Below are 13,790 nucleotides of genomic sequence, written 5' to 3'. Positions count from 1 at the left end.
CGCGCTACGGGGTCGATGAAGACTGCAACCTTGGCCGTATCAACGCATTTCCTCGCGCGAGCCGAGGGGGTGGTCATGGATCAGAGGCTGTCGCGTCGCCGCCGCTTTGTCGAACGCATCCGGCATGCGCGCCATCCGCTGACCGGCTGGCGCCGCTGGGCGGTGATCTCGGGGCAGGCGGTCGTGGGTTTCGTCGCCCTGTTCGCGGTGGTGAATCTGGTGCTGAGCCTGTCGACCTTCCGGGGCGAGCAGCCGGTGGAGCGGACGATGCAGGAGTTGCAGGTGCTGTGGTTCAGCCCGGTGGACGGGCGGCCGATGTCGCCCTCGGCCTTCTCCGCGGTGCACGGTCGTGACCTCGGGCGCGATCCGGACAGCGCGACGATCCATGCGTTTCTGGAGGAAGAGGCCGAGGACGGGGTCTTTCTGCTGGATCAGGTGATGATCGATCGGATCCTCGCGTTGAACGGCCGGATCGATGCGCGGGCCATTCCGTCGGGCGTCTATGTGGGGGCGCATGCGCTGGGACCGGACGATCCCCCGTTCGTGCCGGTGACGAAGTTCCTGGCGCACTATCTGCTGTTCCCCCGCCACGCATATGTGCTGGTGGTGCCGGAGGAGGGGCAGGCGGTCGTCCTGTCGGCCAGCCAGAACGCCAAGTTCGATATCCGCGAGCATCCGGATCGTCTGTCGGCGCGGATCGAGCGCTGGGCGCCGGGCGCCTATGATTTCCCGAGCTCGGGGCAGGCGCTGCACGAGATGACGCGGGTGACCAACGACCCGGTGGAGGTCGCGGGCGCGCTGGAGTTGCTGACGCGGACGCAGGCGGAGCTGGAGGCACGGGGGCTGCGCTACGGCCTGCTGGCGCCGAACTCCAACACGGTAATCGGGTGCCTGCTGGAGGGCGCGGACGCGATCAGTCAGGAGCGACGGTCGTCGATCCTGCTGGCCCTGCGCGCGCCGGGGTTCGGCGCGGCCTGCGACTGATCAGAATTTCGGGCGGAACAGGCCGGCGGGGCTGGCGCTGAACAGTTCGCAGCCGTCGTCCGTCACCCCGATGGTATGCTCGCACTGCGACGACAGGGACTTGTCGCGGGTCACGGCGGTCCAGCCGTCGGACAGCACCTTCACGTGCGGTTTGCCCAGGTTCACCATCGGCTCGACCGTGAAGAACATGCCCTTCTTCAGCGTCGCGCCCTCGCCGCGGCGGCCGTAGTGCAGGACGTTGGGGCTGTCGTGGAACAGGCGGCCGATGCCGTGGCCGCAGAAGTCGCGGACCACCGACATGCGTTGGGCTTCGACCACCTGCTGGATGGCGTAGCCGATGTCGCCGAAGGTGTTGCCCGGCCTGACCATGGCGAGGCCGGCTTCCAGCGAGTCATAGGTGACATCGATCAGCTTGCGGGCGCGGGCGTTGATGTTCCCGATCGGATACATGCGGCTGGAGTCGCCGTGCCAGCCGTCGACGATGACGGTGTGGTCGATGTTCACGATGTCGCCGTCCTTGAGCACCTTGTCGCCCGGAATGCCGTGGCAGACGACGTGGTTGATCGAGGTGCAGACGGTCTTCTCGTAGCCCTTGTAGCCGAGGCAGGCCGGCAGGGCGCCGTTGTCCAGGGTGAACTCGCGGATCAGGTCGTCGATGCGGCCGGTGGTGACGCCCGGCTGGGCGTACTCGGTGATCATGTCCAGGGCGCGCGCCACCAGATTGCCGGCCGCGCGCATGCCCTCCCAGGCTTCCTCGTCCTGGTGGACGCGGATCTCGTGGGTGCGGACGAAGTGGTCGCTGTCCAGCTCGGGGGTCTCGTACATCGGTCGTCTTTCGGTGGGGCCCGTGTCAGGAGTTGGGCCGCCAGGGCAGGGCGCGATCCAGCCGGATCGCTTCAGGCGTCAGGTGGCAACTATAGCACAGAACCTCAACCCCGTGGGAGGCGGCCCGCCGCAGCGCCGGTCCGTAGACCTTGTCGATATCGTCGGCGGTGGTGAAGGCGGTGCAGTCCATGCGTTGCAGGACGAACACTATGACCGCGCGACCGCCTGTGTCGACGACACGCTCCAGCGCGTGCAGGTGTTTGACGCCGCGTTCGGTGCGGCAGTCGGGGAATTCGGCGAGGCCGGGCGTGCGGCTGAAGTGGACGTTCTTGATCTCGACCCAGGCGGAGGGGCGATCCGGCGTGAGGCCGCCCCACCCGTCGCCGGCTACGCCGTCGCCACCCTCCCCATGAGGGGAGGGAGAAAGCAGGATGTCGATGCGGCTGTTCTCGTCGTAGCGCACCTCGCGCCGCAGGATCGGGTAGCCGGTCAGTTCGGGGATAAGGCCCTCGGCGATGGCCAGCTCGGCGATGCGGTTGGGGTTCATGGTGTTGACGCCGACCAGACCGGCGTCCGGCAGTTCGACCATCTCCAGCGTCAGCGGCAGCTTGCGCTTCGGGTCCGGCGAGCGGCTCATCCAGACCGGCAGGCCCGGCTCGGTCAGGCCCAGCATGGCGCCGGGGTTGGGGACGTGGATCGTCGTCTCGCTTCCGTCCGCCCGAGTGACGTCGGCGAGGAATCGCTTGTAGCGGCGGATCAGGGTTCCGCGTTCGAGGGGCGACTTGAAGCGCATGGCCCAGTCTCTAGCTTGAGGGCATGACCGACGCATCCCCCACCGCCGCCGTCCTGATCATCGGCGACGAAATCCTGTCCGGCCGGACGCAGGACACCAATCTGAACACTATCGCCCGGTTTCTGGCGGCGCTGGGCATCGACCTGAAGGAGGCGCGCACGGTCGGGGACGAGACGGCGCAGATCGTCGGGGCGCTGAACGCGCTGAGGGCGACCCACGACTATGTCTTCACAACCGGCGGGATCGGACCGACGCATGACGACATCACCGCCGACGCGGTGGCGCAGGCGTTCGGCGTGGCCCTGCCGGAGCATCCGGACGCGCTGGCGATCCTGGAGAAGCGCTATGCGCCCGGCGAGTTCAATGCGGCGCGGCGGCGGATGGCGCGGGTTCCGGAGGGCGGGACGCTGATCGCCAATCCGGTGACCGATGCGCCGGGCTTCCAGATCGGCAATGTCTTCGTGATGGCCGGGGTGCCGAAGATCATGACGGCGATGCTGGAGGACGTGGCGCCGAGGCTGCGCAAGGGTGTGGTGGTCCATGCGGCGACGATCCGGGTGTCGGGCGTGGGTGAGGGGACGGTCGCGGACATCCTGACGGCGGCGGCGAAGGCGGATCGCGAGCTGAGCTTCGGCAGCTATCCGTTCGGCCACGGCTCGGTCGGCGAGATCGGGACGAATCTGGTCGTGCGCGGACGCGATCAGGCGCGACTGAAGGCGGCGGTGGAGGCGCTGGTCGGAGAGTTGAAGGCTGCCGGGATCAGTGCCTCGAGATCCTCCCCCTAGCGCACCGCGGGGGGAGGGGGACCGCGAAGCGGTGGAGGGGGCTCCCACTCACGCCGCTGTTCGTATTTGCCCCCTCCACCACGCTGCGCGTGGTCCCCCTCCCCCAAGGGGGAGGATCTGCGGTCTAGCTTCCTGCGCGTCCCGTAAACGCGTCGACCACCGCCCGATACGCCGGGTTGGCCCGACCCTGATTGTCGAGCAGCAGGGGGCTGTCCTTGCTGCGGCCTTCGCGGACAAGCCAGCTGTCGATGTCGCGCAGGCCCCAGGTAGTGAAGGCGTAGCGCTGGCGTTCGGGCAGGGCGGCGAAGGCCTCGGCCAGTTCGCCGACACGGGCGACCTGCTGTTCGCGCCTCTGCGCCATGGAGCGCATGTCCGGCATCCGGCCCTCGCGCTGCATGGGGAAGTCCAGTTCGGACACATGGATCGGCAGGCCCAGCGAGGCCGCGTCGCGCATGAAGGTGGTGATCTGGCCGGCGGGGATTTCGATATCGAGGTGCGACTGGGTGCCGATGCCGCCGATGGGGGCGCCCAGCTTCAGCAGGCGCTCGACCAGCCGCAGGAAGGTCGCGCCCTTGGCCGGGATGTTCTCGAGATTGTACTCGTTGAGGAACAGGACCGCGTCCGGGTCGGCTTCCTTCGCCAGCTGGAAGGCGCTGACCATGTATTCGTCCATACCGAGCGCGCGGCTCCAGTGGCATTCGCGCAGGCCGTTGCCGTCCTCGGCTACCGGCTCGTTGACCACATCCCAGCCGGCCATCTGTCCGCGATAACGGCCGACGAAGGCGCGGATGTAGCGCTCGTACTCCGAGCGGAAGCGGGCGCGGGGGACGGTCGCGTCGTCGAAGACCTCGCCGCCCTGCGAGTACCAGATGACGGTATGGCCGTGGACGCGCAGGCCGTTGTCGCGGGCGAAGCCGACGACGCGATCGGAGGGCTCGAAGTCATAGGTGAAGCCGGGCCCGAGGGTCCGCTCCATCTTCTGTTCCCACTCGGGCGTCAGCTGGCTGCAGTGCTTGCGGACCTCGGCGATCCAGTCGGCCTGATCCAGCTGCCAGGTCATGCCGGTGGCGCCGAAGGGGGCGGGGACGATGTCCTTGAGCGGGGCGGCCGCGTGGCCGTCGTTCGGCTGGGCCACGGCGAAGCGGTCGCAGGCCGCGAGAGCGGCCGTTGCGCCTAGAAGGGCCCGGCGGCTGAGGTTGGTCAGCCTATCCGGCACGCCGGCGCAGGCCCATTTCGTCGAAGGCGGCGGTTTCGCGCTTGCCGGCGGCGAGCATGGCGTTCAGGCGCGTCATCTCGGCGACGTGCTCGAACTTCTTGAGCTCCTCGAAGGCGCCGGTCAGGGCGTCGCGGGCGCCGGCTTCCTCGGCCTCGATCTCGGCCACATCGGTCTCGGCGGCGCCCTTGCGGACTTTCCAGCCGTTCAGATAGGCCTGCAGCAGCATGGCGGCGTCGGCGTCCTGACGGGCGCGCTCCTGCTCGACCTCGGCCTCGGCCTCGAGGACGGCGATGCGCATTTCGGCGGAGGCGCGGCGCGCCGTGATCTCTGCCAGACGCTTCTGCAGCGTCTCGACCTCATAGTTGGAGATCCGGATCAGCGATTGGGCCCAGGCGGTCATTGTTTCACTCCGGTCACTGGCTGATCATGCCCTGGTTCAGAATTGCCTCGAGCCTGGTAAAGGAATCGGAAAGGGACGTGTGATCGTCCTTGTCCTGTCCCAGGAAGGCTTCCAGAGCGGGGTTCAGGGCGATGGCCCTGTCGACGATCGGGTCGGCGCCGGCGCGGTAGGCGCCGATCTTGATCAGCTCTTCCATGTTCGCATAGGCCGACAGGCACTGACGCGCGCGCTTGTTCAGGTCGCGCTCCGGCGGGGTCTGGTTCTCAGGCATGGTTCGGCTGACGGATTTCAGCACGTCGATGGCCGGGAAGCGGCCGCGCTCGGCGATCTTGCGGTCCATGACGATGTGGCCGTCCAGAATACCGCGCACGGCGTCGGCGATCGGCTCGTCATGGTCGCCGCCGTCCACCAGCACGGTGAAAAGGGCAGTGATGGGGCCGGCGGTGGTGCCGTCGGGCCGAACCGGGCCGGGCCCCGCGCGCTCCAGCAGCTTGGGCAGTTCGGTGAAGACGGTCGGGGTGTAGCCCTTGGTCGTCGGGGGCTCGCCGGCGGCCAGGCCAATCTCGCGCTGGGCCATGGCGAAGCGGGTGACCGAGTCCATCAGGCACAGGACCTCGAGGTCCTGATCCCGGAAGTACTCGGAGATCGCCATGGTCATGTAGGCGGACTGGCGGCGTTTCAGGGCCGGTTCGTCGGAGGTGGCGACCACGACGACCGCGCGGCGCAGGCCTTCCTCGCCCAAGGTCTCCTCGACGAATTCGCGCACCTCGCGGCCCCGCTCGCCGATCAGACCGACCACGACGACGTCGCAGGTGGCCTCCTTGGCCAGCATGGACAGCAGCACCGACTTGCCGACGCCCGAGCCGGCGAAGATGCCGAGACGCTGGCCGCGGCAGGTGGTGGTGAAGACGTCCATCGAGCGGACGCCCAGATCCAGTCGCTCGCCGACGCGTCCGCGCGAGTGGGCGGGGGGCGGGGCGGCGCGCAGGGGATAGGCGGCGGGGCCCTGCGGCAGCGGTCCCTTGCCGTCGATCGGATTGCCGAAGGCGTCGATGATCCGGCCCAGCCAGGCGGTGGTCGGACGCACGGTCGCGGCGGTGTCGATGATGCGGATGTCGGCGCCGGGGGCGACGCCCTCGACCGGGCCGAAGGGCATCAGCAGGGCCTTGGCGTCGCGGAAGCCGACGACCTCGGCCGGCAGGGCGTTGAGGCCACGTCCGCGCTCGATCTCGGCGCGGGCGCCGACCGCGAGGCGCGAGAGGCCGCCACGGCTTTCGATCAGCAGGCCGTTCACGCCGGCGACCTTGCCGGTCACGACCAGCGGGTCGATCGCTTCGACGGCGGCGACGAGATTGCGCAAACGAGACCCCGGAGACAGAGCTCCACGGATGCGGGAACGTGGTTAACGACCGATGAAGGCCGGCTCAGTTCGCTGTGGGTACGGGCGCGTCGGACGGGTCGGCGGCCTCGCGGCCGGTGGTCAGGATGGCGCCGACCGAGGCGACGACGATGCAGCCGATGGCCAGCCACTGCAAACCGCTGAGCAGTTCGTGCAGCAGGACGATGCCGGCGATGGCGCCGATGGCCGGCTCGGCCGACAGCAGGACGCCGAAGGTCCGCTTGGGGATGTGACGCAGGGCGATCATCTCCAGCGAATAGGGCAGGGCGCTGGAGGCCAGGGCCACGCACAGGCCGAAGATCAGCACGGACGGGGCCAGCAGAGCCGTGCCGGCGCTGGCGACGCCGAACGGCAGAATGACGAGGGCGGCGGTGCTCATGCCGAGCGCGACCGACTGGCCGGCGTGCATGTGCGACAGGCGTTTCCCGAACACGATGTAGAGCGCCCAGAACAGGCCGGCGGCGGCGGCGAAGGCGACGCCGACGGGGTCCAGCGCATGGGCGCCGCTCCAGATCGGGAGCAGCATGCCGAGGCCGGCGACGGCGAAGCCGATCCAGACGAAATGGATCAGGCGGCGGGCGTGGATCAGGGCGAGGACCAGCGGGCCGGAGAACTCGATGGCGATCGCCAGACCCAGCGGGATGGTCCGCAAGGACATGTAGAAGCACAGGTTCATCAGGCCCAGAACGAGGCCGTACAGCAGCACCCGCCCGGCGTCCGACCGGTTCAGCCCGAACCGCCACGGCCGCCACACCGCGACGAGCACGAGGGCCGACAGACCGACGCGCAGCGCCGAGGTGCCCTCGGCTCCCACGATCGGGAACAGCCCCTTGGCGAAGGACGTACCGACGGCCAGCGAGACCATGCCGCCCAGAAGGGCGAGATAGGGCATCAGGCGAAGGGCCATGGGCGAGGTCAGGGTGCTGCGGGCGACGGCGAAGGACATAAGCAAAGCATAAGAAAGATCGCCTTGCGCTTCCCGGCGATTTCAGGCTCCGCTGCACTTGAAATCGTCACGAAAGTTCAATCCATGACGGAATTCGTCACGCTGGACGCCTTCGATCACAAGCTGCTGGAGCGGGTGCGTCGGAACAATCTGGAACCCGCGCGGGTGACGGCGGATGCGGTCGGCCTCTCCGAGTCGGCGGTGCTGCGCCGCCTGAGGCGGTTGAGGGCCGAGAAGGTGATCGTCGCCGACGTCGCAATCGTCGATCCCGCGCGGATCGAGCCGCGCATCGAGCTGCATGTGCTGGTCGAGATGGGGACGCAGGTCCGGTCGCACACGGACGCCTTCAAGGCCGCCATGGTGCGCAGCCCGGAGGTGCGGGGCTGCTGGGACGTGACCGGCGAGACGGACTTCCTGCTGACCGTCGCGGTCCGCTCGATGGCCGAGTACGAGTCCTTCTGTCAGCGCGAACTGACGACCGACGCCCACGTCCGCGCCTTCAAGAGCATGATCACCATCCGCGAGATCGTCGGCTTCGACCCCGCGCGGGCGGTGCTGGCGCGCTAGGGCGCCTCGATCATGTCGTGAACCTTCAGCGCCAGATCGGCCATGACGAAGGGCTTGGTCAGCACCTCCATGCCGGGGGCGAGCAGCCCGTTGCCGACGGCGGCGTTCTCGGCATAACCCGTGATGAAGAGCACCTTCAGATCAGGCCGGGTCTCACGAGCGGCGTCCGCGACCTGGCGGCCGTTCATGCCGCCGGGGAGGCCGACGTCGGAGATCAGCAGGTCGATGCGGGCGTCGGAGCGCAGGATTTCGAGGCCCGAGGGACCGTCGGGCGCTTCGATCACATGATAGCCGGCGTCGCCCAGAACCTCGGCGACCAGCATGCGCACGGTGGTCTCGTCGTCGATAACCAGCACGGTCTCGCCATGACCGCCTTGGGCGATCCCGGCCGTGCCGAGGTCGTCGGCGTCATCGGCGTCGCCTGCATGGCGGGGCAGGTACAGGCACATGGTCGTGCCCTTGCCTAGCTCGGAATAGATGCGGACCTGGCCGCCCGACTGACGCACGAAGCCATGGATCATGGACAGGCCGAGGCCCGTGCCCTGGCCGAGCGGCTTGGTGGTGAAGAAGGGATCGAAGGCCTGGGCCTGCACTTCGGGGCTCATGCCTGTGCCGGTGTCGGTGACGCAGAGCGAGACGTACTGGCCCGGCGTCAGCTCGCGCTGACGGGCGTGGCGCTCGTCCAGCCATTTGTTGGCGGTCTCGATGGTCAGTCGCCCTCCGGCCGGGGCCATGGCGTCGCGGGCATTGATGCAGAGGTTCAGCAGCGCGTTCTCCAGCTGCGACTGGTCGATGCGTGTAGCCCACAGGCCGCCGGCGCCGACCACCTCGACCTCCACGTCCGGCCCCACGCTGCGGCGGATCAGCTCCTCCATGCCGGAGATCAGGCGGTTCACGTCGGTGGGCTTGGGATCGAGGGTCTGACGGCGCGAGAAGGCCAGCAGACGCTGGGTCAGGGAGGCGGCGCGCTGGGCGGCGCCCTGGGCCGCGTCGATGTACCGCTCCACGCCGTTCAGACGGCCTTCGTGAAGGCGCTTGGACAGCAGTTCGAGACTGCCCGAGATACCGGCGAGCAGGTTGTTGAAGTCGTGGGCGATCCCGCCGGTCAGCTGGCCGACCGCCTCCATCTTCTGCGACTGGCGCAGGGCCTCGTGGGCGCGGGTCAGTTCCTCGGTGCGTTCGACCACACGCTCCTCGAGCGTGACGTTGAGGGCCTGAAGCGCTTTCTCAGCCTGCTTACGGGCGGTCAAATCCTTGAACAGGACGGCGACCTGTTTGCGACTGGCCGGCTCGACGCGGAAGGCGGCGAGTTCGAGCCAGCGGCCGGTGGCCTCCAGCTCCTTCTCGAAGCGGATCGGGCGGCCGGTGACCAGAACGCCGCGATAGCGCTCGACCCATTCGTCGGCCTCGGCGCCGACCATCTCGCGGACCTTCTGGCCGACGACGTCGGGGATGCCGGCGTTGGCGGCATAGGCATCGTTGGCCTCGACGTGGATATAGTCGCTGAGTTCCCCATGCGGCCCATCGAAGAATTCGATGATGCAGAAGCCCTCGTCCATGCTGGTGAACAGGGTGCGGTAGCGGCTTTCGCTCTCCCGCAAATCGGCTTCAGCGCGTACGCGCTCGATGTGGGCCCACGACCGCTCGGTGACCTCGCGGATGGTCTCCAGTTCTTCGTCGGTCCAGACGCGCGGATGCCTGTCATGGATCGCCATCAGCGCGGTGAGGCGGCCATCCTTGACCAGCGGCATGCAGATCGTCGCGGAGATCCCGATGTTCTGGAAGGTCGCCGCCTCCTCCGGAGCCAGTTCCGCACGATTGTCATTGATAATCAGCGGGCGGCCGGCGCCCAGTTCCTGAACCGCCAGTCTGCCGAAATCGGCCAGACTGTAGTGGCCGGTGATCGTGGCCGATCCTTCGGCCGACCAGTCGCCACGGATCGTGAAACCGTCCTGATCCTCGTCCATGTCCGCGTAGGCGCAGATGGAGACGCCCAGATACTCGCCGGTCAAGCGGGTCGTGACGGACAGCACCTCGTCAGCATTCCACAGGCGCGTGGTCTCCGTAGCGAGACGGTCCATGAACCGCAGACGTTCCTCGGTCCGCTTACGCTCGGTGATGTTGTTGAACAGGATCGCGACACGACGGGCTTCCGGCTCTCCGATGCGCAGGGCCTGAACGTCGTACCATCGGCCGAAGATATCAGCCGGATTCTCGAACCGCGCGGGTTCCCCGGTCAACGCGACGCCGCCGTAGAGGTCGAACCAGTGCTGCTCCAGACCGGGGGCGATCTCGCTGACCCATTTCCCCGCCGCGTTGCGGAGGCCGGTCATTTCCTCGAAGGCCTCGTTGCCCTCGACGATCATGTAGTCGATCGCCCTGTCCTGATCGTCGAACTTCATCTCGACGATGCAGAAGCCGGTAGCGGTCTTTTCGAAAAGGGTGCGGTAGCGCTCCTCGCTCCGGGCCAGCGCCTCGGTCATGCGCCGGCCTTCGGTGATGTCGAAGGATACACCAGGGAGGCGGGCGACGGAGCCGTCCTGGGCGAGGGACACACGACCTGCGGCGGCGACCCAGCGGACGGCGCCGTCGGCGCCAATCAGGCGGTACTCGGCCTGGAACGATCCGCCCTCCGCCATTGCATCCTGAATGCGGGCCTGAACGCCGGGCAGATCGTCCGGATGGATGCTGGCGAAGAACTCCGCAATCGGCGCTCCGGCGATCGCCTTGGCCGGGTCTACGCCATACAGGCGCGCGAACCGGACATCCGACGTCACCCGGTCGGAGACGACGTCCCAGTCCCAGGCGCCTATGCCGCTGCCGGCCGACAGCGCCATGTCGAGGCGCTCGGCCGCGACCCTGCGCTTCTCCTCGGCATCGCGGCGCCCGGTGGTTTCGGTGACCAGAACCAGCACGCCGCCGGGCGCGCCCGTATCGTCGGGCACGGGGGCGTAATCGAGGTCCAGCCAGACCGGTTCGACGATGCCCTGCCGGTCGAGCTCCAGCTGTTGATCCCTGAGCGACCAGGACTCTCCGGCCAGGCCGCGGCGAATGTTCAGGTCGTTGAAGTCGGCGATCTCGGGCCAGCCTTCTCGCGCGCCCATGCCCAGCAATTCGGGGTGGCGGCGGCCGGCGAAGCGGGCGTAGCCGTCGTTGTAGATCAGGGTCCCCTCACGGCCCCAGAGCAGCACCATGGGGGTGGGCGCGCTGACCAGCAGGCCCACTGCTGTCCGGAGGCTGGCAGGCCAGCCGGCGAGCGGGCCGAGCGGGGTCGAGCTCCAGTCGAAGGCGCGAATGGCGCGCGCCATCTCGCCCGTACCGCGAGGGAAGAGCGCCTCGCCGGAGACGTCGGTGTCGGATCGATCTTTCAGAGTCAGGTCCCCCGGACGCCGTCGCCTTGTACGGTCCCGCGCCCATCAACGCAGAAGTGCGGCAAAGGCTTCAACCCGGGGGGCGCGTCAAGTCGTTACGGTCGGAACCGTTGCTTCGGCATGGTCTCATGCCTAGATCGAACCGGTATGACCCATCGCACGATGCTAGTTGTGCACCTCGTGCACGATGTGCATTCAAAGATTTATCAGTGCCGGAGATCCTCCCCATGTCCGACGCCGCCTATGACGCCAGCCGCCACCGCAAGTCCGGTCGGGGCAAGGTCTATGACTCCATCATCGACACGATCGGCGACACGCCGCTGGTCGGCCTGCCGCGCCTTTCGGCGGAGCTGAAGCCCAAGGCGCGGGTGCTGGCCAAGCTGGAGTTCTTCAACCCGATCGCCTCGGTGAAGGATCGGATCGGGGTGGCGATGATCGAGGCGCTGGAGCAGGCCGGCAAGATCGGGCCGGGCAGCGTGCTGATCGAGCCGACCAGCGGCAACACCGGCATCGCCCTGGCGTTCGTGGCGGCGGCGAAGGGCTACAAGCTGATCCTCGTCATGCCCGAGAGCATGTCGATCGAGCGCCGGAAGATGCTGGCCCTTCTGGGCGCCGAATTGGTCCTGACCCCGGCCGAGAAGGGGATGAAGGGCGCGATCGCCATGGCGCAGGAACTGCTGGAGCGGACGCCCGGCGCGGTCAGCCCGGCCCAGTTCGACAACCCCGCCAACCCGGCCATCCACCGCGCGACGACCGCCGAAGAGATCTGGGCGGACACGGACGGGGCGGTCGACATCGTCATCGCCGGCGTCGGCACCGGCGGCACCATCACGGGTGTGGGCCAGGTGCTGAAGGCGAAGAAGGCCTCGGTGAAGATGATCGCCGTGGAGCCGACCGCCAGCCCGGTGCTGTCGGGCGGCGAGCCCGGTCCGCACAAGATCCAGGGCATCGGAGCCGGTTTTATTCCGACGATCGTGGATCGCGACGTCATCGACGGCGTGGAGCAAGTCTCGAACGAGGATGCGTTCGACATGGCCCGCAAGGCGGCGCGGGTCGAGGGTATCCCGGTCGGCATTTCTTCGGGCGCGGCCCTGACGGCGGCGTTCCGGCTGGCTGCGCTGGACGAGAACGCGGGCAAGACGATCGTCGCCATCATCCCGAGCTTCGCCGAACGCTATCTGTCGACGGCCCTGTTCGAGGGACTTTAACCAGTAAGTCTTTCGTCACCGGCGGTTAACCGCCGCGCGAGTAGGTTATCGGAAGATGACCGACGTCGCTCTCACGCCTGAAGACGACGCGCCCGCCACGGGGTTCCGTGCGCGGCACGCGCTGCTGAAGCGGCTGGCCGACGTCGTTTCCCTGCCGGCCAGCCGGATCAACGCCTTCGAACGCTCGGTGACGGGCGATCTGCTGGTGGAGATGCTGCGCCTCGCCTCGGCCGACGATCGCAAGCGCGTCGCGGCGCGACTGGCCCCGTTGACCGAGTTGCCGAACGCCCTGGCGCGGATGCTGCTGCGTGACGACCCCGAGATCGCAGGTCTGCTGATCGAGCAGTGCGCGTCGCTATCCGACGCCGATCTGGTCGCCTGCGCGCGCGACGCGACGATGGATCACCGATTTCTTATGGCCAGCCGTCGGGGACTGTCCGAGGTCGTCAGCGAAACCCTGCTCTCGTTCGGCGAGACGCCGGTGATCGAGGCGGTGCTGCGCAATCAGACGGCGCGGCTGAGCCAGGTGGCGATGGAGGGCGTGGTCAGCCTGAGCCGCACCGAGCGCAGCCTGTGCCACTCGATCCTGCGCCGTCCGGAGCTGAGGCCGTCAGGTGCGTATGTGATGTTCTGGTGGTGCGATCCGGACGATCGCAAGACCATCCTTCAGCGCTTCGCGGTGTCACGCGAGGTCATGCAGGAGGTGTCCGAGGACGTCTTCGCCATGGCCGCGAAGGAGGGCTGGCAGGACCCGGTGTCCCGCAAGGCTCTCCAGTTTATCGAGCGCCGTCAGAGAAACCGCGCGGCGATCGAGAAGAGCCCTTGGGGCGGGCTGGAGCAGGCCATCGAAGCCGCCGCGGCCGAGGGGCTGACGCGCGAACTGGCGTCGGAGATCGCCTATCTGTCCGGCGTGAAGCCGATCACCGGCGCCAAGATCCTGGGCGATCCGGGCGGGGAGCCGGTGGCGATCCTGTGCAAGGCGACGGGGCTGTCGCGTAACGAACTGGCCGGCCTGTGGCGTTCGATGCGGCGTCCCGAATTACAACCTGACGGTACGCCGGACTTGGTCTGGGAGCGGGTGCAGATCACCTACGAAATGCTGGCCGTCGATCGCGCACAAACTGTCTTGCGTTACTGGAACTGGTCTCTGTCTTCGGCTCTGACGCCAGCGCTGTTGCGTGCGATCCGTGATGGCGAAGAAGAGGCGCTGGACGATTACTCGGCGCCGGAGCGGGCGGCGATGCTGGCGCTGGCGGAGAACTTCGGCCGATAGCATCGGCGCGATACAGAAATTAC

12 protein-coding genes are annotated in these 13,790 nt (G+C 68.0%); 5 read left to right on the top strand and 7 right to left on the bottom strand.

Annotation, left to right across the window (positions count from 1 at the left end):
• Positions 1-75 precede the first annotated feature (75 nt).
• Positions 76-984 (top strand): hypothetical protein, encoded by a 909-nt coding sequence (locus ABDZ95_RS00490; protein WP_343788694.1) that lies wholly within the window; start codon positions 76-78, stop codon positions 982-984.
• On the opposite strand, the gene map is transcribed toward ABDZ95_RS00490, so the two are convergent.
• On the bottom strand, positions 985-1,809 hold the full coding sequence (gene map / locus ABDZ95_RS00485) for a type I methionyl aminopeptidase (protein WP_343788691.1): 825 nt from the start codon (positions 1,807-1,809) through the stop codon (positions 985-987).
• Positions 1,810-1,834: 25 nt separating this feature from the next.
• Positions 1,835-2,602, bottom strand: a complete 768-nt coding sequence (locus ABDZ95_RS00480) for a DNA/RNA nuclease SfsA (protein ID WP_343788689.1) — start codon at positions 2,600-2,602, stop codon at positions 1,835-1,837.
• A gap of 23 nt (positions 2,603-2,625) precedes the next feature.
• On the opposite strand from ABDZ95_RS00480, the gene ABDZ95_RS00475 reads away from it, so the two are divergent.
• A complete protein-coding gene (locus ABDZ95_RS00475; protein ID WP_343788686.1) occupies positions 2,626-3,387 on the top strand; it encodes a competence/damage-inducible protein A in 762 nt (253 codons plus the stop codon).
• A gap of 124 nt (positions 3,388-3,511) precedes the next feature.
• On the opposite strand, the gene ABDZ95_RS00470 is transcribed toward ABDZ95_RS00475, so the two are convergent.
• The 4 genes from ABDZ95_RS00470 to ABDZ95_RS00455 form a co-directional block, all read right to left on the bottom strand.
• Positions 3,512-4,603, bottom strand: a complete 1,092-nt coding sequence (locus ABDZ95_RS00470) for an endo-1,4-beta-xylanase (protein WP_343788683.1) — start codon at positions 4,601-4,603, stop codon at positions 3,512-3,514.
• Complete coding sequence (locus tag ABDZ95_RS00465; RefSeq protein ID WP_343788681.1) at positions 4,593-5,003, bottom strand: flagellar export protein FliJ; 411 nt, start codon at positions 5,001-5,003, stop codon at positions 4,593-4,595. The genes ABDZ95_RS00470 and ABDZ95_RS00465 overlap by 11 nt, the downstream gene beginning before the upstream one ends.
• A 13-nt stretch (positions 5,004-5,016) precedes the next feature.
• Positions 5,017-6,363: a flagellar protein export ATPase FliI gene (gene fliI / locus ABDZ95_RS00460; RefSeq protein WP_343788677.1), complete on the bottom strand. Its 1,347-nt coding sequence runs from the start codon at positions 6,361-6,363 to the stop codon at positions 5,017-5,019.
• A 64-nt stretch (positions 6,364-6,427) separates the two neighbouring features.
• Entirely contained in the window at positions 6,428-7,348 is a 921-nt protein-coding gene (locus ABDZ95_RS00455) for an EamA family transporter (protein ID WP_343788674.1), read from the bottom strand.
• An 84-nt stretch (positions 7,349-7,432) separates the two neighbouring features.
• Here ABDZ95_RS00455 and ABDZ95_RS00450 point away from each other — a divergent pair, with 84 nt between their 5' ends.
• On the top strand, positions 7,433-7,915 hold the full coding sequence (locus ABDZ95_RS00450) for an Lrp/AsnC family transcriptional regulator (protein ID WP_343788671.1): 483 nt from the start codon (positions 7,433-7,435) through the stop codon (positions 7,913-7,915).
• On the opposite strand, the gene ABDZ95_RS00445 is transcribed toward ABDZ95_RS00450, so the two are convergent.
• On the bottom strand, positions 7,912-11,223 hold the full coding sequence (locus tag ABDZ95_RS00445) for a PAS domain S-box protein (protein WP_343788668.1): 3,312 nt from the start codon (positions 11,221-11,223) through the stop codon (positions 7,912-7,914). The two genes, ABDZ95_RS00450 and ABDZ95_RS00445, sit on opposite strands and share 4 nt — an antisense overlap.
• Before the next feature lie 290 nt (positions 11,224-11,513).
• Between ABDZ95_RS00445 and cysK the strand changes: the two genes are divergently transcribed.
• Both cysK and ABDZ95_RS00435 read left to right on the top strand, forming a co-directional pair.
• Entirely contained in the window at positions 11,514-12,494 is a 981-nt protein-coding gene (gene cysK, locus ABDZ95_RS00440; RefSeq protein WP_343788665.1) for a cysteine synthase A, read from the top strand.
• A gap of 55 nt (positions 12,495-12,549) precedes the next feature.
• Entirely contained in the window at positions 12,550-13,767 is a 1,218-nt protein-coding gene (locus tag ABDZ95_RS00435) for a DUF2336 domain-containing protein (RefSeq protein WP_343788662.1), read from the top strand.
• Positions 13,768-13,790 lie beyond the last annotated feature (23 nt).

It is taken from the genome of Brevundimonas kwangchunensis, assembly GCF_039523815.1.
GTDB classification, from domain to species: Bacteria; Pseudomonadota; Alphaproteobacteria; order Caulobacterales; family Caulobacteraceae; genus Brevundimonas; species Brevundimonas kwangchunensis.
Note: the sequence above shows the minus strand (reverse complement) of the source record. Positions and strands in the feature narration are given on the sequence as shown.